The sequence below is a fragment of the Jiangella asiatica genome (assembly GCF_004349065.1).
Classification (GTDB): domain Bacteria; phylum Actinomycetota; class Actinomycetes; order Jiangellales; family Jiangellaceae; genus Jiangella; species Jiangella asiatica.
The window spans coordinates 116,529-130,733 of record NZ_SMKZ01000007.1 but is presented as its reverse complement, the minus strand read 5'-3'; the positions used below and the strand labels follow the sequence as shown (position 1 = coordinate 130,733).

The 14,205-nt window shown below is 72.3% G+C and carries 14 protein-coding genes and 1 tRNA gene; 10 read left to right on the top strand and 5 right to left on the bottom strand.

Annotation, left to right across the window (positions count from 1 at the left end):
- Positions 1-19: 19 nt before the first annotated feature.
- Positions 20-703 (bottom strand): aspartate/glutamate racemase family protein, encoded by a 684-nt coding sequence (locus E1269_RS07540; protein ID WP_131892966.1) that lies wholly within the window; start codon positions 701-703, stop codon positions 20-22.
- Complete coding sequence (locus E1269_RS07535) at positions 700-1,590, bottom strand: hypothetical protein (protein ID WP_131892964.1); 891 nt, start codon at positions 1,588-1,590, stop codon at positions 700-702. Before E1269_RS07535 ends, E1269_RS07540 begins: the two co-directional genes overlap by 4 nt.
- A 67-nt stretch (positions 1,591-1,657) precedes the next feature.
- On the opposite strand from E1269_RS07535, the gene E1269_RS07530 reads away from it, so the two are divergent.
- The 3 genes from E1269_RS07530 to E1269_RS07520 are packed head-to-tail and all read left to right on the top strand — an operon-like array spanning position 1,658 to position 4,319.
- Positions 1,658-2,446 carry a DeoR/GlpR family DNA-binding transcription regulator gene (locus tag E1269_RS07530; protein ID WP_203433110.1) on the top strand — a complete coding sequence of 263 codons (789 nt, stop codon included), beginning with the start codon at positions 1,658-1,660 and terminating at the stop codon, positions 2,444-2,446.
- Positions 2,443-3,723 (top strand): 3-oxo-tetronate kinase, encoded by a 1,281-nt coding sequence (gene otnK / locus E1269_RS07525; RefSeq protein ID WP_131892962.1) that lies wholly within the window; start codon positions 2,443-2,445, stop codon positions 3,721-3,723. Before E1269_RS07530 ends, otnK begins: the two co-directional genes overlap by 4 nt.
- Positions 3,720-4,319 carry a class II aldolase/adducin family protein gene (locus tag E1269_RS07520; protein WP_203433108.1) on the top strand — a complete coding sequence of 200 codons (600 nt, stop codon included), beginning with the start codon at positions 3,720-3,722 and terminating at the stop codon, positions 4,317-4,319. The genes otnK and E1269_RS07520 overlap by 4 nt, the downstream gene beginning before the upstream one ends.
- Before the next feature lie 7 nt (positions 4,320-4,326).
- Here E1269_RS07520 and E1269_RS07515 read toward each other — a convergent pair whose 3' ends face one another.
- Positions 4,327-5,250 (bottom strand): NAD-dependent epimerase/dehydratase family protein, encoded by a 924-nt coding sequence (locus tag E1269_RS07515; protein WP_131892960.1) that lies wholly within the window; start codon positions 5,248-5,250, stop codon positions 4,327-4,329.
- Between the two features lie 158 nt (positions 5,251-5,408).
- Between E1269_RS07515 and E1269_RS07510 the strand changes: the two genes are divergently transcribed.
- Both E1269_RS07510 and E1269_RS07505 read left to right on the top strand, forming a co-directional pair.
- On the top strand, positions 5,409-6,131 hold the full coding sequence (locus E1269_RS07510; RefSeq protein ID WP_131892958.1) for a TetR/AcrR family transcriptional regulator: 723 nt from the start codon (positions 5,409-5,411) through the stop codon (positions 6,129-6,131).
- A 23-nt stretch (positions 6,132-6,154) separates the two neighbouring features.
- The gene (locus tag E1269_RS07505; RefSeq protein WP_131892956.1) at positions 6,155-7,582 is read left to right on the top strand and encodes an MFS transporter; all 1,428 of its coding nucleotides are present in this window, start codon (positions 6,155-6,157) and stop codon (positions 7,580-7,582) included.
- A gap of 21 nt (positions 7,583-7,603) precedes the next feature.
- Here the strand turns inward: E1269_RS07505 and E1269_RS07500 are convergent, their stop codons facing one another.
- A complete protein-coding gene (locus E1269_RS07500) occupies positions 7,604-8,194 on the bottom strand; it encodes a short chain dehydrogenase (protein WP_131892954.1) in 591 nt (196 codons plus the stop codon).
- A 92-nt stretch (positions 8,195-8,286) separates the two neighbouring features.
- Positions 8,287-8,373, bottom strand: a tRNA-Leu gene (locus E1269_RS07495).
- A 280-nt stretch (positions 8,374-8,653) separates the two neighbouring features.
- Here E1269_RS07495 and E1269_RS07490 point away from each other — a divergent pair.
- The 5 genes from E1269_RS07490 to E1269_RS07470 are packed head-to-tail and all read left to right on the top strand — an operon-like array spanning position 8,654 to position 14,166.
- Entirely contained in the window at positions 8,654-9,373 is a 720-nt protein-coding gene (locus E1269_RS07490; RefSeq protein ID WP_131892952.1) for an FhaA domain-containing protein, read from the top strand.
- A gap of 4 nt (positions 9,374-9,377) precedes the next feature.
- Positions 9,378-9,854 carry an FHA domain-containing protein FhaB/FipA gene (locus E1269_RS07485; protein WP_131892950.1) on the top strand — a complete coding sequence of 159 codons (477 nt, stop codon included), beginning with the start codon at positions 9,378-9,380 and terminating at the stop codon, positions 9,852-9,854.
- A 6-nt stretch (positions 9,855-9,860) separates the two neighbouring features.
- The gene (locus E1269_RS07480) at positions 9,861-11,306 is read left to right on the top strand and encodes a PP2C family protein-serine/threonine phosphatase (RefSeq protein WP_131892948.1); all 1,446 of its coding nucleotides are present in this window, start codon (positions 9,861-9,863) and stop codon (positions 11,304-11,306) included.
- A complete protein-coding gene (locus E1269_RS07475) occupies positions 11,303-12,697 on the top strand; it encodes an FtsW/RodA/SpoVE family cell cycle protein (protein WP_131892946.1) in 1,395 nt (464 codons plus the stop codon). Before E1269_RS07480 ends, E1269_RS07475 begins: the two co-directional genes overlap by 4 nt.
- Complete coding sequence (locus E1269_RS07470) at positions 12,694-14,166, top strand: peptidoglycan D,D-transpeptidase FtsI family protein (RefSeq protein ID WP_131892944.1); 1,473 nt, start codon at positions 12,694-12,696, stop codon at positions 14,164-14,166. Before E1269_RS07475 ends, E1269_RS07470 begins: the two co-directional genes overlap by 4 nt.
- The last annotated feature ends 39 nt before the right edge of the window (positions 14,167-14,205 follow it).

Genomic DNA, 14,205 nt, shown 5'->3' with positions numbered 1-14,205 from the left:
CGAAATGGAAACAGCGTGCTCAGGCGGATGTGGCGACGTCGACCAGACGGCGCGCGGCCAGCTCCGGCGAGCTGAGAACCGGCACCGCCCGGCCGGCGCCAGCCGCACCACCCACCTCGGCCATCGACGCCTGGGCCAGGACGACGACGTCCGCGCGCTCGGGCCGCGCCCACCGGCCCACCGCCTCGGCCACCAGGGCGTCGTGCCGGTCGCCGTCGCCGGACTCGCGGGCCCGGCCGGCCTCGTCCAGCAGCTCGGAGTCGACGGTCACCGCGACCCCAGCCGCCGTCGCGCTGCGCCGCACCAGCCGCTCGGTCGGTCCCAGGGTCGAGGCCACCGTCGCGAGGACCGCGACCCGGCCGCCGTCGCCGGCGATCTCGACCGAGCGATCGGCCATGCCCTGGTCGACCCGGACCACCGGGGTGCCCGCGCCCAACCGCGACACCACCTCCTCGCTGGCCTCGCCCAGTGTCGAGCAGGTGACCAGCACCCCGGCGACGCCGCGCCGCCGCAGGTGCTCGACGTGTGCCGCGAGGCGGTCGACCACTTCGGGCGTGACGCCATCGGCCATGGCGGTCCGCAGCAGCCACGGATCGATGACGTGAATGGGCTCGACCTCGCGGTCGCCGGCGTGGTCGACCACCAGCTCGTGGAAGACAGCGCCGAGCGCGGGAACGGTGTGGATCAACCCGAGTCCGGTCATGCCTTCTCCCACCAGGGCGTCGCGTGCTCGTCGACGATGGACACCAACCGCTCCAGTCGCGGCACGGATCGGGCCGACAGCTGCGCCGGCGGCTGGCCGACGACGTCGCTCCACAGCGCCCGCCCGGCGAGGAACCCAGAGGCACCGGCCCGGCAGGCCGCCTCGACCGCCGCGGCGAACCGATCCTGGCGAACGCCCTGCGACAGCACCACCCACGGACCGGCGACGGCTTCGTCGAGCACCCGGCACGCGTCGAGCAACTTGGCGGGCTCGCCCTCGCCCGCGCTGGGGACCTGTGCTTTGTAGAGGCTCGGACCGAGGACCGACAGCTCCCGCGCCGCCGCACCGATGGCGGCGTTCAGGTCCCAGCTGCCCCGGTCATGCTCGGCCGGTGTCGCACGGACCACCGGCTCCAGGACCGACAGGACGCCGCGCGCACGGGCGGCCTCGATGAACGCCCGGGCCAGCTCCACCCGCGCGGCGCGCCTCTCGTCGCGCCGCCAGATCACCAGGAGCTTGACCGCCGCGACGCCGTCGAGGTCGCTGTCCGCGGCGAGGAATGCCTCGTCGAGGCCGGTGTCCTCGACCGGGCCACCCTCTTCCTGCTCCAGGGCGTCGACGGCCAGGATCAGCCCGCAGTCCGACGGCAGCAGCCGGCGGCGGCGCAGCTCGTCGAAGCCCAGCTCACGGTCGATGAGGAAGCCCGACGCGAGATTTCCGAGATGGCGGGCCACCTCGAGCTTGAACTCGACCAGCCGGCTGGTCGGCGGCCGGCCGGCTCCGGCTTGGTCGAACATCGTGCGCAGGCTCTCCCGCTGGTCCATGGCGACCATTGCGAGCCCGCCGCCCGGCCGGGCCAGCGCTGCCAGGGTGGGGGAGTTCGTCATGCCGGCAAGTTTGTGCGGAGTTGAACAAATACGTCAAGGGACTGTTCGCAACTTGACAGAAAAGTCCGTGATCGACTTGGCTGGGCTGGTGCGCTACACCGATGCGCCGCGCCGGCGCGAAGAGCTGCTGAAGCGGCTACGGGCGTCCGGCTACATCTCGGCGTCGCATGCCGCCGCCGACCTCGGCGTCTCGGAGATGACCATCCGCCGCGACCTGCATCAGCTGGCCGACGACGGGCTGGCCGTGCGCGTCACCGGCGGCGCGCGGTTGCCCGACGGCGCTGGTGTCCCGTTCGAGCAGCGCACCGACCACAGCGCCGCGCAGAAGCGGTCCATCGCCAACGCCGCTGCCTCGCTGCTCGACCCCGGCGCCACGGTGGCCATGGACTCCGGTACCACGGTGGCGCGGCTGGCCGATGTGCTGCCGCCCGACCTGACCGTCGTCACCCACTCGGTGCCGGTCATCGCCAGCTGCGCCGACCGCACCGACCTCAGGCTGATCGGCCTCGGCGGCATCTTCCATCCGGTCACCCGGTCGTTCGGCGGCCCCGCCGTGCGCACCGCGCTGCGCAACATCGTCGTCGACGTCGCCGTGCTGTCGGCCACCGCCGTCGGCTCGGATGGTGTGTACTGCAGCGACCCGTACGACGCCGAGACGAAGCAGGCCATCGCCGGCGCCGCCCGCTCGGTCATCGTCACCGCCGACGGCTCCAAGCTGCGGGCCCGGGCACCCATCCGGTTCGCCGGCATCGAGTCCGTCGCCGTGCTGGTCACCGACGACTCCGCGCCGGCGGTGACGGTGTCGGCCGTCCGGACCGCGGGGGTGCGGGTGGTGCTGGCGGGGGAGCCGCGATGACCTGGCTCGGCGTGGTGGCCGACGACGTCACCGGTGCCTGCGACCTCGCCGGCGTCGTCGGCTCCACCGGGGTACCAGCGACGGTCCTGCTCGGACCACCGCGCGCCGGTGACGAGCCCGCGCCGGGAGCCGGCTGCACCGTCGTGGCCCTCACGTCGCGGACCGCACCGGTCGACGACGCCGTGGCCTGGTCGGTCGCGGCGGGCCGGTGGCTGCTCGACCACGGCGCGCGGCGGCTGTACCAGAAGTACTGCTCGACGTTCGACTCCACGAAGGCCGGCAACATCGGCCCGGTCGCCGACGCGCTGGCCGACCTGACCGGCGGCGTCTCGGCGGGCACACCCGCCACGCCGGCCGTCGGGCGCACTGTCTACCAGGGGCACTTGTTCGTGGACGGGCGGCTGCTGTCGGAGTCGCCGCTGCGTGACCATCCGCTCACCCCGATGACCGATCCCGACCTCGTACGCGTGCTGGGTGCACAGACCCCGCGGCCGGTGGCGCTGGTGCCCTGGCCGTCGTTCGGCGGGCGGACGGAGCGCGACGCGGCCGACGCGGTGCGCCGTCGGGTGCGGGACGACCCCACCGGACACGTGCTGCTCGACGCGCTCACCGATGCCGACCTCGACCTGCACTCCGCCGCGCTGTTCAAGGGCGACGAGCTGCTGGGCGGGGCGTCCGGGCTGGCGGCGGCGCTGGCCCGACGGCATGTGAAGTTGGCCGGGTCCGCCGCTGCGGCGACCTCGCTGCCGGACGTGGGCCGGGCGGGCGGCCGCGTGGTGCTCGCGGGCAGCTGCTCGCGGCGCACGCGTGAGCAGATCGCCGCCTTCCCCGGACCATCGGTGTGGATCGCCGTCGACGACCTCGCCACGGACCAGGAGCGGGCGGTGACGGCCGCCGTCGCCGCCGTTGCCGCGGCGCTGAGGTCCGGCGACGGCCGGCCGGTGCTCGTCACCACCAGCCTCGACCCCGGCGAGCTGCGCCGGGTCCAAGACCGGCACGGCCGCGACCGCTCCGCGCAGCTGGCTGAGGACGCCCTCGCCGCCGTGGCCAGCGCGGTGGTCGACACGGGCGTACGGCGGCTGATCGTCGCGGGCGGCGAGACCTCCGGCGCGGTCACCGCGGCGCTGGGCGTCCGTCAGGTGCTCGTCGGCGACCAAGTGGCCCCGGGCGTTCCGTGGACGGTCAGTGTCGGGCCGACCCGGCTGGCGCTGCTGCTGAAGGCTGGCAACTTCGGCCCGCCGGACCTGTTCTCCACGGCCTGGGCGGTGGCGCCGTGACCCCGGCGGGGCAGCTGATCCGGGCCTGCCGGCGGCTCGCCGCGCTGGGGCTGTCGCCCGGCGGCTCCGGCAACGTCAGCGTCCGGGTGGGTGACCAGGTATTCGTCACGCCGACCGGCAGCTCCCTCGGCCGGGTCACCGAGGACGACCTGGCGGTGCTGACCGCCGACGGCACCTCGCTGTCGGCGAACCGCCCGTCGAAGGAGTTCCCGCTGCACCTGGCCGCGTACCGGGTTCGGCCGCGGGCGCAAGCCATCGTGCACCTGCACTCCGTCCATGCTGTGGCGGCGTCCTGCCTGGCCGATCCACTGCCGACGCTGACGCCGTACCAGGTCACGAGGCTCGGCCCGCTGCCGGTGGCGCCGTACGCACCGCCCGGCAGCCAGGACCTGGCCGACGGCGTGGCCGCGCTCATGGCCGGCCACCACGCGGTGCTGATGGCCAACCACGGCAGCGTCGTCGCCGCGGACGACGTCGACCTGGCCGCCGATCTCGCCGAGGAGCTGGACTCGACGGCGAAGCTGGCGCTGCTGCTGCGTGGGCTGCCACATCACGAGCTGCCACCTGACGCCGTCGCCGGCCCCACCAGCCGCTGACGCCGACTCAGCGCGCCCGCCACCAGCGGATCGTCTCAGCCAGCGCCTCGTCGATCGGAGTCGGCCGCTGCCCGAACGTCTCCTGGAAGTCCGACGAGTCCAGCACGAACGGCCGGTCGAACTGGTACCGCAGCTCGCGGAGCTCGCGCAGCATCGGCGACCCGAGCGACATGGCCTCCATCACGACGCGGGGCACCTGGCGGACGCGGGGCCGCGGTGCGCCGGCGATCCGGGTGATGCGCTCGGCCAGCTCCCGGGCGCTCTGGGGTGGCGCGGTCGGCACATGCCAGGCACGTCCCCACGCCCGCTCGTCGCTGCCGGCGACGGCCAGCGCGCGGGCCACGTCGTGCACGTACGTCCAGCTGCGCACGACGTCGGGCGAGAAGAGGTACGTGGCCGGCTTGCCGGCCAGCAGCGCCGGCACGAACCGCTCGCCCACGTGGCCCTGGTCGAGGACGCCGGGCCCGAAGTAGTCCGAGCCGCGCAGTTCCGTCACCCGCACCCGGCCGGCCCGGTGGGCGGCCAGCGCATCGGCCCACATCTTGACCCGGACGCCGCCCTTGACGCCGATGGTCGCGAGCGGCAGGTCCTCGGTCATCGGGCCGTCGACCGGTCCGTAGACGTAGAGGTTGCCGAGGATGGCGAGCACGGCGCCGTTGTCCTGAGCCGCGGCCAGCAGCGACGCGGCCATCGGCGGCCAGTCCTGCGTCCACCGGTGGTACCGGGGGTTCGCGCAGTTGTAGATGACGTCGGCGCCACGGGTGATCTCGGTCAGGCGCTCCTGGTCGCCGGCGTCCGCGGACACCTTCGTGACCCCGTCCGGGCCCGAGCCGGACCGGCTGACCACGACGACGTCGTGTCCCTCGTCCGACAGAAGCGTGGCGAGCCGGCTGCCGACCTGGCCGGCTCCGACGATGACCTGCTTGCTCATGTGATTGCTCCGCTCTGGTCGCTGTTCCGCCGAGGTGCGTCGTCGCAGTCTCGAAGTGAAACTGGTGCTTCCTTTCGAGAGCAATGCTCTCTGTTTGGATCGGCGATGTCAAGAGCGGCGCTCTCTTTTCGATGCGCCGCTCTGATAGAGTCCGAACCATGAGTGCGAGCCGGACCGCCCGCGAACGCGCCCGGGCCGAGCTGACCAGGGAGATCACCGAAATCGGCCGACGGCAGCTCGCTAGCGAGGGCGCCACGGGCCTGTCCCTGCGGGCCATCGCCCGCGAGATGGGCATGGTCTCGTCGGCCATCTACCGCTATTTCCCGAGCCGCGACGACCTCCTGACCGCGCTGATCATCGACGCCTACAACGCCATCGGAGAGGCCGTGGAGCAGGCCGACGCCCGCTGCGCCGAGGACGACTACCCGGGACGGTGGCGCGCGGTCTGCCGGGCCGCCCGAGGCTGGGCGCTCGCACACCCGCACGAGTACGCCCTGCTCTACGGGTCACCGGTGCCCGGCTACCAGGCGCCGCAGGACACCGTCGAACCGGCCATCCGCGACACGGTCGTCTACGGGCGCATCCTCGCCGACGCGTACGCCGGCGGCGCTCTCTCGCCGCCCGACGGGTTCCCCGCGCCGCCGCCGTCGTTCAGCCACGACGCCGAGGCGGTGCGGTCCCTGATGCCTGGCCTCCCGGACGATCTGGTGGCACGGGCCGTCGCCAGCTGGACGGGGCTCTTCGGCATTCTGAGCTTCGAGATCTTCGGCCAGTTCAACAACGTGGTCGACGACCGCACCACGCTGTTCGAGCACACCATCGACACCCTGGGACGGCTCGTCGGGCTGCCGGTGAGCGACCACGATTTGACCTCAACTTAGGTCGAGGTTGGATCATCGCCTCCATGGCCACCAGTCCGGCGCAGGCGCCGTCGACCCTCTTCAGCCGGGAACACCTGCCGCTCGCCGTCGGTGCTGTCGCGTTGGTGACGCTCGGCGCGTTCGAGAACCGGGCCGTCGGCACAGCACTCCCGACGCTGGTCCGCGAGTTCGACGCCATCGGCAGCTTCGGCCTGGCCAACGCCGCGCCGGTCGCGAGCTACGCCGTCTCCCTGGCGATCGCCGGCGTATGGGCCGATCGGTCCGGCCCGGTGTCGCCGCTGCGCGCCGGCGTGCTGCTGTTCGCCGTCGCGCAGGTGCTGGTCGGTACCGCCGTCGGCATGCCGCAGGTGATCGCCGGACGGCTGCTCAGCGGGCTGGCCGAGGGCCTGATCGACGTCGGGATCATGGTGCTGGTCGCGCGGGCGCTGCCGGAGCGGCTGCGGCCGCGGATGTTTTCACTGTTCGCCGCGGCGTGGGTGCTGCCGTCGGTGATCGGCCCGTTCCTCACCGGCGTCGTGACCGAAGGGGCCGGGTGGCGCTGGGTGTTCCTCGGCGCGCTGGCCATCCTGGTGCCGACCTGGCTGCTCATCCAGCCGGCGATCCGGGCCGCCCGGGACGCCGACGCGCGGTCGCCGTCGGGTCGACCGTCGTCAGGAACGTCCTCGCCCGGGGTGTCCTCGCCGGCCGCGGTCCTGCCGTGGGCCGCCACGGCGGCCGCCGCCGTCTTCGGCCTCACCCTGGCCGGCGACCACCTCGAGGCCCATCCCGTGGCCGTCGGCGCGGCCGTCGCCGTCTGCTCGGCCGCGACCGCGCTCGCGGCGCTCCGGCTCCTTCCCGCCGGCACGTTCCGGCTGCGCCGCGGGCTGCCGACGGTCGTCGCCCAGCGTGGGTTCGCCGCCGCCGCGTTCGGCGCGTCCGGTGCCTGGCTGCCGCTGCTGCTCACGCTGGTGCACGGCTTCGGCCCGACGACGGCCGGGATCAGCCTCTCGATCACCGGGGTGTCGTGGGCGTTCGGCTCCTGGCTCCAGGGACGCGACCACGGCTTCGCGCGGGTCACCGTCCTGCGAACCGGCATGGCGACGATGACCGCCGGCATCGCGATCGCGACGTCGCTGGCGTGGCCGGACCTGCCGCCCGCGGTCGGGCTGACCGGCTGGGCGGTCGCGGGCATCGGGATGGGGCTGACGTCGCCGGTGCTCTCACTGCTGATCCTCGACGGCTCCGACGACACGAACCAGGGCCGCAACGTCAGCGCCGGCCACCTGGCCGGCTCGCTGAGCACGGCGGCCGCGTTCGCGATCGGCGGCACGGCCATCGCGTTCGCCGCGCCGTCGCCCGGGCCGGCGACGTTCGGGGTGATCCTGGCCGCCAGCGCCGGTGTCGCCTTGGCCGGACTGCTCAGCGCCGGCCGCGTCACGGTCAGCCCGGTTGCCGACGACGGGGACAGGTGAGGTGTCCCGTCGACCATAGGCTCACGCGGTGACGGTGACGACCTCGCCCCGCGCCGTCCCCTCGACCGCCGCCACGTACGCTCGGGCGACGTCGGCTACCGGGACACCCTTCGCGGGATTCCAGCCGAACGCCACCAGCGACTCACGCACCCAGCCCGGCGCCACCAGGTTGAGGCGCAGGTCGCGCGGCAGTTCCGGCGCGGCCGACTCGACGAACGCCGCCAGCCCCGCATTGACCAGCGCGCCGAACGACCCGCCGGGCAGCGGCTCCACGAACGTCCCGCCGGTGAGCGTGACCGATCCGCCGTCGTTCAGGTGGTGCAGCGCCGTCCGGACCAGCCGCACCTGGCCCAGCAGCTTGCCCGGCAGGCCCGCGGTGAACTCGTCGTCGCCGGCCGTCACCAGGTCGGCCGTCGGCGCGTTCGCCGCACAGCACGCGACGGCGTCGAGCCCGCCCACCGCCTCGAACAGGGCCTCCACCGACTCCGGCCGCCCCACGTCGACGGCCACCGGCCCGCGCCGGGACGCACGCACCACCTCGTGCCGCTCCTCCAGAGCATCGGCCACGGCCGACCCTATGACCCCGCTGGCCCCGATCACGACGACCTTCACAGTGCTGACTCCTATCGCCTCCCGGCGTCCACGTCCTGGTGGGCGCACGACGCGAAACTCCCGGTCAGGGCTTCCTGACCGGGAGTTCTGTGTGGTGCGCGAGGGGGGAGTTGAACCCCCACGTCCTTTCGGACACACGGACCTGAACCGTGCGCGTCTGCCTATTCCGCCACCCGCGCATGGGCACCAGACCCTTGCCGGGCCGGTGCTGCGGCACCAAGGTTAACACGCCTTCGACGGTGCGCGATTCCACAGACGTAGGGTTGAAATGACACCATGGGCGCGAGCACACGCCGAGCCGCCGGAACTCCTGAGCCGCCCGCAGTCGTCACACGAGTTGCGTCGCGGCATCAGTATGGCTGCGTTCCTGGGCGGGACCGTATCGTCGTGCCGCTCGCGGTTACGATCAGGGGCACTGCCAGGGCGGCACCAGAGACTGACAGGTGGAGGGAGGTTTCCGTGGGGGTTCTGCAACGCTTCGAGCGCCGGCTCGAGAACCTCGTTCAGGGCGCGTTCACGCGGGCGTTCCGCTCCGAGGTCCAGCCGGTCGAGATCGCGGCTGCCATCCAGCGTGAGCTGGACAACAACGCCCAGATCGTCAGCCGTGACCGCTCTCTCGTCCCCAACGACTTCGTGGTCGAGCTCGGACCGGGCGACCACGAGCGGCTCTCCGCCTACCTCGGGACCCTCGCGACCGAGCTGGTCGAGCTCGCGCGCGAGCACGCCGAGCTGCAGCACTACGCGTTCACCGGCCCCGTCGGCGTCGGGTTCGAGCGGCACGAGGACCTCATCGTCGGCGACTTCCGCATCCGCAGCGCGGTCCGCGCGGGTGTCGACCGCGGCTCGTCGTTCACGCCGAGCTCGACGACGGAGCGGCAGGCAGCCGCGTTCTTGATCATCAACGGCACGCAGCACCCCGTCATCGCACCGGGTATCGTGCTCGGCCGGGGCAGCGAATGCGACCTCCGGATCGACGATCCCGGCGTCTCCCGACGGCACCTGGAGATCAGGGTGTACCAGCAGGGCACGCAGACTCAGCTCGTGGCAGTCGACCTCGGCTCCACCAACGGCACCGTGGTCGACGGTGCCCGCATCGGGCAGGCGCCGCTCAGCGACGGCTCGCGCATCGTTCTCGGCTCCACCGTCGCCGACGTCAGTCGGCGCGTCCCCGGGAGGTGAGCGGGTGTCGGAGCTGACGCTCACGGTCATCAAGCTCGGCTTCCTCGCCGTTCTGTGGCTACTCATCCTCTCCGTCACGTCGGCCATGCGGGCCGACCTGTTCGGCGTGCGCCCACCGAAGCAGCCCAAGCCGGGCCGGGAGGCGCGTGAGGCCGCCCGGCAGACCCGCCAGCCGCGGGCCGGCAAGGGCACACCCACCAAGGCGGTCATCGTCGAAGGCCCCGACACCGGACGCAGCGCCGCGCTCGACGGCCGCCCGGTCACGTTCGGGCGCGGCGGCGACTGCACCGTGCCGCTCGCGGACGAGTACGTGTCCACCCAGCACGCGCGACTCCGGTTCCACGACAACCAGTGGTACGTCGAGGACCTCGGCTCGACCAACGGCACCTATGTCGGCAACCAGCGGCTCACCCGCAGTACACCGGTCACGGCCAGGAGCAGGTTCCGGCTCGGCAAGACCGTTGTCGAGCTGCGGAAGTAGGAACCGATGCCGTTGATGCTGCGCTATGTCGCGCGCTCTGATGTCGGCCTGGTCCGGGAGGGCAACGAGGACTCCGGGTACGCGGGGCCGTACCTCCTCGCCGTCGCCGACGGCATGGGCGGGCACGCGGCCGGCGAGGTGGCGAGCCAGGCGGCTATCGACGAGCTGGTCCTGGCCGAGCGCGATCCCCGCGACACCGACCCGCTCGAGGCGCTGACCGCCGCCATCGACTCCGCCAACGCGCGCATCCGGCAGCTCATCGTCGACGACTCCAGCCGCGAGGGCATGGGCACCACGGTCACCGCCGTCATGTGGACCGGCACGGCACTGGGCTTGGTCCACATCGGCGACTCCCGGGCCTACCTCCTGCGCGACGGCTCCATCCGGCAGCTCACCCACGACCACACGTTCGTGCAGTCCCTCGTCGACGAGGGCCGCATCACGCTCGAAGAGGCCGGCGTTCACCCGGCGAGGTCACTGATCCTCAAGGCGCTGCAGGGACAGGGTGAGGTCGACCCCGACATGGAGCTGCTCGAGGTCAGTCCCGGAGACCGGCTGCTGGTGTGCAGCGACGGCCTCACCGGTGTCGTGTCCGACTCAACCCTGGCGGAGACCCTCGGCTCGGTGGCGCAGCTGGACGAGGCCGCCGACGAGCTCATCCGGCTGGCTCTGGCCGGTGGCGCGCCCGACAACGTCACGCTGGTGCTGGCCGACGTCATCGAGACCGACACCCCGCGACAGCCCGACGACACCGCTGAAGCGTTCCTGGTGGGTGCGGCGGCCAGCAACACCCCGGCGGCGCCAGAGCGGCCGCACCGACGACGCCCCGGCGCGGCGCTTCGTGGGCTGCTGGGCGCCGAGGAGAAGCCGACCCCTGACGACCTCGAGGCCATGCGCTACGCGCCGCAGCCGCCGCGGCGGTTCCGCTGGGCGCGCGCGGTGGTGCTGGTCGCCGCCATCGCCCTGCTGGGCTGGGCCGGGCTCAACCTCGCCAACGACTGGATCCGCGACCAGTACTACGTCGCCGACAGCTCCGGCCAAGTCGCCATCTACCAGGGCGTCAGCCAGGAGATCGGCCCGATCCGACTGTCCGAGCTGTACGACATCCCTGGCGGGCTGCCGGTGGAGTCCCTGCCGGAGATCTACCGCGAACAGGTCGAGGACACCATCGCCGCGGACAACCTCGACGACGCCCAGCGCGTCATCGACGGCCTGCGGCTGAACGCCTGCCGCGCCCACGAGCGCCTGGAGACGGCCACGCCGACACCCACGCCCACGCCGACACCGGGACAGACGACGACCCCGCCGCCGGCCGCGTCCGGCGAACCGCGGTCGACGCAGACACCGGGCAGCACCGAGGGCACCGACACCGATCAGCCGGACGACCCGGAGGACTGGCTCGGCAACGAGGTCGGCTACCCCGGTCTGCTCTGTGCGGGAACGTCATCATGAGCCTCGACCGCGCCCGAGCCCGCCTGGAGCCCCCGGCGGCCGACTCGATCGTCCCCCGCCGCGGCCGGGGTACCGAACTGATCCTGCTGATGTTCGCCATCGGCATCGCGACGTTCGCGTACATCAACGTCGACCTCGGTGCTCTCGGACGAGTGCCACCGAACGCCCTGGCCTACCTCGGCGGGCTGACCGCCGCCACCGGCGTCGCACACGTCGTCATCCGCATCCGAGCTCCGTACGCCGACCCCGTGATCCTGCCCATCGTGGTGACGCTGTGCGGACTGGGCCTGGCGATGATCCACCGGATCGACATCGCCAGAGAGACCACGCACGCGACCATCCAGCTCACCTGGATGGCCGTCGGCGTGGCCATGTTCGTCGGCGTGCTGATAGTCGTCCGCGACCACCGGGTCCTCTCCCGGCTGCCGTACCTGGCCGGGCTCGCCGGCCTGCTCCTGCTGGTGCTGCCGCTGCTGCCGGTCATCGGCCACTCCATCCGCGGCGCTCGCATCTGGATCAACGTCGGCCCGATGACGTTCCAGCCGGGTGAGGCAGCCAAGATCATCCTGATCATCGCGTTCGCGGCCTACCTCGTGCAGACGCGCGACGCGCTCGCCCTGGCCGGGCGCCGCATCCTCGGCATCGACCTGCCGCGGGCCCGCGACCTCGGCCCCATCCTCATCGTCTGGGTGGCCGCCCTGGGCATCCTGGTGGTCCAGAACGACCTCGGCCCGTCGGTCCTCCTGTTCGGCATCTTCGTACTGATGATCTACGTCGCCACCGAGCGCATCTCGTGGATCATCCTGGGCCTGCTGCTCATCGTCGCCGGCGGCCTCGCCGCGAACGCCGTCGTCAGTCACGTGCAGACGCGGGTGGACTTCTGGCTCGACCCGTTCATCGACCCGACCGGGCAGATCGCGCAGTCGCTGTACGGACTGGCCTACGGCGGCCTGCTCGGCACCGGCCTCGGGCAGGGCCGGCCCGAGCTCACCCAGATCTCCGAGAGCGACTTCATCGGCTCCGCGCTCGGTGAGGAGCTCGGCCTGACCGGGCTCATCTCCGTCATCCTGCTGTACGCGCTGCTGGCCTCCCGCGGCCTGCGCGCAGGCCTGCTGCTGCGCGATCCGTTCGGCAAGCTGCTGGCCGCCGGCCTGGCCGCCGGGTTCTTCCTGCAGGTGTTCATCGTGCTCGGCGGCGTGACGAAGCTCATCCCGCTGACCGGCCTGACCACACCCTTCCTGTCACTGGGTGGTTCGTCGCTCGTGATGAACTGGGTTCTCGTGGCGTTGCTCATCCGACTCTCCGACGCGGCCCGGCGGCCGGTCCCGGCCAGTTCGTCGTCGTCGCCGGCCGCCGATACCGCGGTCACCCAGGTGGTGAGGATCCGATGAACTCGCCCATCCGCCGCATCTCCGCCGGCTGCCTGCTGCTGTGCGTTGCGCTGCTCATCAACGTCACGTACGTCCAGGCGTTCTGGGCCGACGAGCTCAACGCGCGGCCGGAGAACCGCCGGGTCCTGCTCGACGAGTACTCCCGCGAGCGCGGCCCGATCCTGCTGGCCGACGACACGCCGGTTGCCGAGTCGGTGCCCAGTGACGACGAGTACCAGTTCCTGCGCCAATACCCGCAGGGCCCTGCCTACACGCCGCTGACCGGCTACTACTCGTATTACTACGGCCGCACCGCGCTGGAGCGGGCACAGAACGACATCCTCTCCGGCGACGACGACCGCCTCTTCGTCCGGCGGCTCATCGACCTGGTGACGGGCGAGGAGCCTCGCGGCGGCGCGGTCCGGCTCACCATCGACCCGGCCGCGCAGCAGGCCGCGTACGACGCCATGGTCGCCGAGGGCTACAAGGGCGCCGTCGTCGCCATCGACGTCGAGACCGGTGCCATCCTCGCTGCGGTCAGCACCCCGTCGTACGACCCCAACGCGATGGCCAGCCACTCCATCGAGGAGCAGCAGGCAGCGCGTGAGGCGTTGGAGGCCGACCCGGACAACCCGGACCTCAACCGCGCGTTCGCGCAGCGGCTACCACCGGGGTCGGTGTTCAAGCTGGTCACGGCCGCGGCGGCACTGGAGACCGGCGACTTCGACGCCGGCACCGAGGTGCCCGGCCCGGCGCAGTACGACGTCCCGCTGTCCGACCGCGACCTGCCCAACCAGAACGGCGAGGCGTGTGCCGACGGCACGCCCACGCTGATCGAGGCGCTGCGCGACTCCTGCAACACCGCGTTCGCCTACCTCGGCAACGAGGTCGGCGCCGACGCGCTGCGCGAACAGGCCGAGCGGTTCGGATTCGGCACCCAGCCGCTGACCAACGACGACATGAACGCCGCCACCAGCGTCTTCCCGAGCGAGCTCGACGACGCCCTCACGGCGTACTCGGCCATCGGGCAGTTCGAGGTGGCGGCAACGCCGCTGCAGATCGCCATGGTCTCCGCCGCCATCGCCAACGACGGCGTGCTCATGGAACCGTACCTGGTCCACTCGGTGCGCGGTCCTGACCTCGTCAGCCCTATCGAGCAGACCGAGCCGGAGGAGCGGACCCGCGCCGTCTCCCCTGAAACGGCGGAGCAGCTGACCGAGATGATGGTCGACGTCGTCGAGAACGGGACCGGACAGAACGCACAGATCGAGGGCATCCAGGTGGCCGGCAAGACCGGCACCGCGCAGACTGGCCGCGAGGAGGACCCACCGTACGCGTGGTTCACCTCTTTCGCACCCGCCGACGAGCCGCGCGTCGCGGTCGCCGTCGTCATCGAAGAAGCGCCCGAGACAGCACGCGACGACATCGGCGGCGGCCGGCTGGCCGCCCCGATCGCGCGCGACGTCATGGAGGCGGTGCTGGGATCGTGACCATCCTCACTGTTCGGTCAGGAGCAGCGCCGAGGATGC